Genomic DNA, 6,361 nt, shown 5'->3' with positions numbered 1-6,361 from the left:
GTCGTGAGTTCGAATCTCATCGCCCGCTCCAAAACAAAAAGGCCGATCCTACGGGATCGGCCTTTTTGTTTGCGCCATGCTCTTTTGCAAGAAGTTGGGTATTTGGGTGATAGAGAAAAGGGCCGGTCAGCCCCTTTCTTCATCAAGAAAATACCCACTCCTGCCAGATCAGCCGTCGATACGAATGCGCTTATTCTCGGGGTCGAAGGGGCTATCGATCACGACCTCTGCATTGTAGAGGCCGCCCAGCATGCGCACCTGAAGCTTGGTGCCCGGCGTTGCCAGATCGGGGCGAACATAGCCCATACCGATCTGACGGTCGAAGGCCACCGAATATCCCCCGGATGTCAGACGACCAATCTTTTCGCCGTTCAGGAACAGTGCCTCGCGCCCCCAAGGATCGGCATCTGCCGGACCGTCAATCAGCAATGTCACACAAGCCGAGCGGATTGCGGTTTTTTCCATTGCTGCTTTGCCATTAAAGGTTTTCTCCAGATCGACAAATCGATCCAGCCCTGCCTCTAGCGGGGTGGCGTCGCGTCCCAGCTCTGTGCCGAAGGCGCGATAGCTTTTTTCCTGACGCAGCCAGTTTTGTGCCCTTGCTCCGACCAGTTTAAGCCCATGCTTTTCACCAGCGCGGATCAGATCGTCCCAAAGGTGGCGGCCAAATTCGATCGGATAGTGCAGCTCCCAGCCAAGCTCTCCCGTATAGGCCACGCGAATGGCGCGTACTGGCACCATTCCCAATTCGATGTTGCGCATCGAAAGCCAGGGGAAGCGCTTGTTGGACAGCGCTGTTTCCGGATCCGCATCGCGGATCAGTTCTGCCAGGATTTTGCGGCTATTGGGGCCAGCGAGGGCGTAAACGCCCCATTGGGTGGTGATATCCTGGACGATGATCGTGCCGAATTCGCCCTGTTTATCCTCGGCCAGCTTGGTCAGGTTGTCTCCGTCGTAATCTGCCCATGCGCCCGCCGAGATCAGATAATAATCATCCTGTGCCATGCGCACGATGGTGAATTCGGTACGTGTGGTTCCGGCTTCGGTCAGCGCATAGGTCAGGTTGATACGTCCGACCTTTGGCAGCTTGTTCGTGGTCAGCCAGTCAAGAAAGGCCGTAGCCCCTGCCCCGCTGACACGGTGTTTGGCAAAGGCCGAGGCGTCAATCAGCCCGGCAGTTTCACGCACTGCCCGCGCCTCGGCGACGGCATGTTCCCACCAGCCGCCGCGGCGGAAGCTGCGCGATGCGTGATCATCAAAGCCGATCGGCGCATAGTAGTTCGGGCGCTCCCAGCCATTCACCTGACCAAATTGCGCACCCGCAGCAAGCTGGCGGTCATAGGCAGGCGCCGTGCGCAAAGGACGGCAGGCTTCCCGTTCTTCGTCGGGGTGATGCAGGATGAAGACATGCTCATAGGCCTCTTCATTCTTGCGCGCCGCGTATTCGGTGGTCATCCACCCCCCGAAGCGGCGCGGATCAAGGCTGGCCATATCGATCTCGGCTTCGCCTTGGGTCATCATCTGGGCCAGATAATGACCCACACCACCTGCAGCGGTGATGCCAAAGCTAAAGCCCTCGGCCAGCCACATATTGCGCAGCCCCGGAGCCGGGCCAACCAGCGGGTTGCCATCTGGCGTGTAGCAGATTGGCCCGTTGAAATCATCCTTGAGACCGACCGTTTCCGATGAAGGAATACGGTGGATCATCGACATATATTCCTCTTCGATCCGCTCAAGATCGAGGGGGAACAGGTCGGCGCGGAAGCTTTGGGGCACATCATAAAGGAAGCGCGCGGGCGCGTTGCGTTCATAGGGGCCAAGGATCCAGCCGCCGCGCTCTTCGCGGACATACCATTTCGCATCGGCATCGCGCAGCACCGGGTGCTCGGGGTTGCCTGCGGCGCGCCATGCGGCCAATGCAGGGTCCGGTTCGGTCACGATATATTGGTGCTCGACCGGAATGGCGGGGATCTTGATGCCCAAAAGGCGCGCGGTCCGCTGTGCGTGGTTCCCGGTCGCGGTCACCACATGTTCGGCATGGATCTCGAAGGGTTCATCCGCCGCGACAAGGTTTCCGCCCTTTTCGACCATGCGATCACAGGACACGATCCATTCATTCCCGGTCCAGCGATAGCCGTTCACCTGAATGCGTCTTTCGATGGTCGCGCCAGCCATACGGGCCGCGCGGGCCATGGCCTGAGTGACATCGGCGGGGTTGATATAGCCATCCGTGGGATGAAAGAGCGCCCCTTTGAGGTCTTCGGTCCGCACCAAAGGCCAGCGTTCCTTGATCTCGGCCGGGGTCAGAAAGACATGCTCGATCCCCACAGTCTCTGCGACCGAGGAATATAGCTTATATTCATCCATCCGCGCATCCGTCTGCGCCATGCGCAGGTTGCCGCAGCGGGTAAAGCCGGCGTTCAGCCCGGTTTCCGCCTCGAGCCCGGCGTAAAGCTTGACCGAATAGTCATGAATATGCGTCGTCGCATAGCCCATATTGAACAGCGGCAGCAGGCCCGCCGCATGCCAGGTCGAACCCGAAGTCAGCTCGTCGCGCTCGACCAGCATCGTATCCCAGCCCGCTTTGGCCAAATGCAGGGCAATGCCGCAGCCGACCGCGCCACCGCCGACGATCAGGGCTTTTACATGGGTTTTCATCAGGCTCTCCGTTGATTGGCTTTCGCGATTTTGCCCGAGTCGGGAAACCGGCATTCAGTGCCTCCGACATATTTCGCGACAAATACGACACGCGCCGCTGCCAATGACAAAAGGAAAGCACCCAATGGGGGCTTTCAGCAGTTTTGCTATGCAGCGAGGCCGCGCTTAATATTGGCCCGGCAAGACCTGATCAGGCGGGCGATGGCCATCTGCGAAGGTCTTGATGTTCAGGATCACCTTTTCGCCCATTTCCATGCGCCCCTCGATCGTGGCCGAGCCCATATGCGGCAACAGCACGACATTTGGCAGCTCGCGCAGGCGCGGGTTGATCTCGTGACCATGTTCAAAGACATCCAGACCCGCGCCCGCAATCTCTCCTGCCCGCAGCATCCGCGTCAGTGCATTCTCATCGATCACTTCGCCACGCGAGGTGTTCACGATCACGGCCGATGGCTTCATCAGCTTCAGGCGGCGCGCGTTCATCAGGTGAAACGTCGACGGCGTATGGGGCGCGTTGATCGAGATGACATCCATGCGGCTGACCATCTGATCCAGACTTTCCCAATAGGTCGCCTGCAGCTCGGCCTCGGTCTCGGGGCGCAGGCGGCGACGGTTGTGATAGTGGATCTGCATGCCAAAGGCGCTGGCGCGGCGCGCAACGGCCTGACCGATGCGCCCCATTCCCAAGATGCCCAGACGACGTCCGCCGACCCGCCCACCCAAATGCAGCGTGGGGGCCCAGCCTTGCCAGCGCCCGCTTTGCATTTCGGCCATGCCCTCGGGCAGACGGCGCGTGACTGCAAGAATCAGTGCCAGCGTCATATCGGCCGTATCTTCGGTTACGACACCGGGGGTGTTTGTCACCAAAATGCCCCGCTGGCGTGCCGAGTGGACGTCAATGTGATCGACGCCCGCGCCATAGTTGGCGATCAGCTTCAGCCGCTCTCCGGCTTGGGCCAGCATGCTGGCATCGATGGTATCGGTCACTGTCGGCACCAGCACGTCGCAATCGCGCATCAGTGCGGTCAGCTCGTCTCGGGTCAGGCGCTTGTCATCATCGCGCAGCAAGACGTCAAACAGCTCGGACATACGAGTTTCGACGACCTCTGGCAGTTTGCGCGTGACCGCAACTTTCAGTCGCGTGCGTGAGGAATTATTCGCATATGTAGCGGTCATCGCTGCTCCTATCTTCCAATGCCGGTCGGCTTTTGGCAAACTGCCGATGATGGGGCGCAGAGACAAGACCCTCAACAAGGCAGGACAGGCATATGATACCAAGAAATGCGTGGCTGGGTGCGGCTTTGCTGAATCTGGCGATGATAACCGTATTTTTCTCGATGCCCGCCCTGGCCCAAGTTCCAACCGCAGAAGAGACGGTCAAAGCCATCGAAGGCAATAATGTCTCGGCTGATGCCGAGATCAGTCGCCACCAAAACGAACAACGCGATCCCAATCGCGGGGCTGTCACCAACCTTCCGGTGCCGCGCTATGTCAGCCTGAAGGGCAGCGAGGGCAATGCCCGGCGCGGGCCAAGCCTGTCGCATCGCATCGACTGGGTGTTTCGCCACCCCGGCATGCCGTTGCGCGTGGTCGCGGAATTTGGCCATTGGCGCCGGGTCGAAGATCAGGATGGTGCGGGCGGCTGGGTCCATTACGCGCTTTTGTCGGGCGTGCGGACCGCCATCGTGCAGCAAGACATGCTAGAGCTGATGTCGCGCCCCGATCAGAATTCCACCGTGATCGCACGTGCGGAATCCGGTGCGATCGTGCGGCTGCATGAATGCAACAAGGATTGGTGCCGTATCTCGGGCGGCGGGGAAAAGGGGTGGGTTTTGAAAACCGCGCTTTGGGGCGTCGATCCAGATGAGATCCGCGACTAGGCCCGATCCCCAAGACGAAACTTCGTCAGGGCTGCCTGAAACAAAAACGGCCCCCGGCAAACTCTTGGCAAAGACGGCCAAAAGCAAAGACAGGCATAGCCGTGAAAGATGACAAACAGCCAGAGAATCTCTCTCTGGCTGTTTCTATTTCATGCGAGGCGGGCGACGATCAAAGATCGTTGCGCGGCTGGCTCAGGACGGGCATGGTATCGCTCGAGGCGGCCGCCTTGGCGCATTGGAAATAGGTCAGGGTCGTGTGATCCTCGGTCACGCGCAATACGCCCGGACGCGATTGCAGCTGAACCACGCGATTGCCGCCCGTGCCGCTGCCGTCACAGGCCAGCGTCACTTCGGTGCGGTTCACCTGAGTTTCCGAATTGGCCACGCGACACGAGGCGGCGGGGAAGACAAAGCGGTTACCGTCAATGGTCAGGCCGGTCTTGCTGTCGGCCACGCCACAATCGCTGGCGCGCAGGTTATAGACACCGTTCAGCGCATTCGACTGTGCCATCGGGCCGGGCGTCGGCTCGGGCGTGGCGGGGGCAACTTTTTCACAGGCGGCAACTGCACCAACAAGCGCGATAGCGGCCAAAGGCAGGAATAGCTTTTTGTTCAGCATGTGTCAGGTTCTCCCATGTTCAGGAATTCGCGGTTAATAACCCGCGTCCTTTCAACAAAGCGTGAACCCCCGGTTTTCGTTCCCTAAATTTCAGCCACAATTCGTCTGCAGGCAAAGAATCGCCTTTTGAGAGAATCCATTTCTCTAGTTTCGCGGCAGTTTTGGGGTCGAAAACATCGCCAGCCTCGCGGAAGGCCTCGAAAGCATCGGCATCCATGACTTCGGACCACATATAGCTGTAATAGCCCGAGGAATAGCCGTCGCCCGAAAAGACATGGCTGAAATGGGGCGTGGCATGGCGCATCGGAATGGCACTGGGCGCGCCCAGCCTGTCCAGCACCTCGCGCTGGGTCGTCATTGGATCGCGACTGGGCGCGCCCTGATGGAAGGCCAGATCGACCAGCGCACTTTCCAGATATTCGGTCGTCGCAAATCCCTGATCGGCATTGCCCGCAGCGATCATGCGATCACGCAGATCCGCAGGCAGGATCGCACCGGTTTGCACGTGGCGGGCATGGCGATCCAGAACCTCGGGCTGTTCAAGCCAGTGCTCATAGAGCTGACTGGGCAGCTCGACAAAGTCGCGCGCGACCGAGGTTCCCGACATCGAAGGCCAGGTCACATCCGACAGGATATGGTGCAGCGCATGTCCAAATTCGTGGAAAAGCGTATGCGCATCATCCCAGGACAAATAGGCCGGGGCATCGGGGCTTTCGGGCGGGGTAAAGTTGCACACATTGGTCACGATAGCGCGCTGACCCGCGCCGATCTTGTCTTGTTGCTGCAAGTACGAACACCACGCCCCCGAGCGCTTAGAGGGGCGCGCAAAGAAATCCGCAACGAAAATCGCCATCAACTTGCCATCGCGGGTGATTTCCCATGCACGGCAGTCGGGCGACCAAAGCGGCGCTTTGAATTCTGAAAAATCCAGATTGAACAGCTTGTTGGCCGTATCAAATACCGCGCCCACCATCGCATCAAGGGTCAGGTAGGGCTTGACCTCGGCCTCGTCGATCTCGTGCTCGGCGCGGCGGCGGCGCTCTGCATAAAAGCGCCAGTCCCAGGGCTCCAGCTCTCCGTTGATGCCATCTTCATGCAGTGCGCGGGTGAAGGCTGCGGCGTCCAGATTGGCGCGGGCCACTGCGGGCTGCCAGACCTGCATCAACAGCTCTTCGACATTGGCGGCATTGCGGGCCATTTCCGG

General features: G+C 59.6%; 5 protein-coding genes. 1 reads left to right on the top strand and 4 read right to left on the bottom strand.

Annotation, left to right across the window (positions count from 1 at the left end; genetic code table 11):
* Positions 1-168 precede the first annotated feature (168 nt).
* Together RTS12_RS19530 and RTS12_RS19525 are read right to left on the bottom strand one after the other, a co-directional pair.
* Positions 169-2,658, bottom strand: coding sequence for an FAD-dependent oxidoreductase (locus tag RTS12_RS19530; protein ID WP_312531571.1), 2,490 nt, complete (start codon positions 2,656-2,658; stop codon positions 169-171).
* Between the two features lie 165 nt (positions 2,659-2,823).
* Positions 2,824-3,834 (bottom strand): D-glycerate dehydrogenase, encoded by a 1,011-nt coding sequence (locus RTS12_RS19525; protein WP_312531568.1) that lies wholly within the window; start codon positions 3,832-3,834, stop codon positions 2,824-2,826.
* A gap of 92 nt (positions 3,835-3,926) precedes the next feature.
* On the opposite strand from RTS12_RS19525, the gene RTS12_RS19520 reads away from it, so the two are divergent.
* Positions 3,927-4,538, top strand: coding sequence for an SH3 domain-containing protein (locus tag RTS12_RS19520; protein WP_312531565.1), 612 nt, complete (start codon positions 3,927-3,929; stop codon positions 4,536-4,538).
* Between the two features lie 169 nt (positions 4,539-4,707).
* Here the strand turns inward: RTS12_RS19520 and RTS12_RS19515 are convergent, their stop codons facing one another.
* Both RTS12_RS19515 and RTS12_RS19510 read right to left on the bottom strand, forming a co-directional pair.
* The gene (locus RTS12_RS19515) at positions 4,708-5,157 is read right to left on the bottom strand and encodes a hypothetical protein (RefSeq protein WP_312531562.1); all 450 of its coding nucleotides are present in this window, start codon (positions 5,155-5,157) and stop codon (positions 4,708-4,710) included.
* Positions 5,158-5,176: 19 nt separating this feature from the next.
* On the bottom strand, positions 5,177-6,361 hold a 1,185-nt coding region (locus RTS12_RS19510), incomplete at its 5' end, for a M3 family metallopeptidase (protein WP_312531560.1).

This window comes from Paracoccus sp. (in: a-proteobacteria), from assembly GCF_032007265.1.
In the GTDB taxonomy this organism is placed as follows: Bacteria; Pseudomonadota; Alphaproteobacteria; order Rhodobacterales; family Rhodobacteraceae; genus Paracoccus.
The sequence above is the reverse complement of the archived record's forward strand: the minus strand, read 5'-3'. Positions and strand labels throughout refer to the sequence as shown.

Excerpts from the sequence above, each read along its gene's own strand:
- RTS12_RS19530 (WP_312531571.1), bottom strand. The coding sequence starts at position 2,658 with ATGAAAACCCATGTAAAAGCCCTGATCGTCGGCGGTGGCGCGGTCGGC.
- RTS12_RS19525 (WP_312531568.1), bottom strand. The coding sequence starts at position 3,834 with ATGACCGCTACATATGCGAATAATTCCTCACGCACGCGACTGAAAGTT.
- RTS12_RS19520 (WP_312531565.1), top strand. The coding sequence starts at position 3,927 with ATGATACCAAGAAATGCGTGGCTGGGTGCGGCTTTGCTGAATCTGGCG.
- RTS12_RS19515 (WP_312531562.1), bottom strand. The coding sequence starts at position 5,157 with ATGCTGAACAAAAAGCTATTCCTGCCTTTGGCCGCTATCGCGCTTGTT.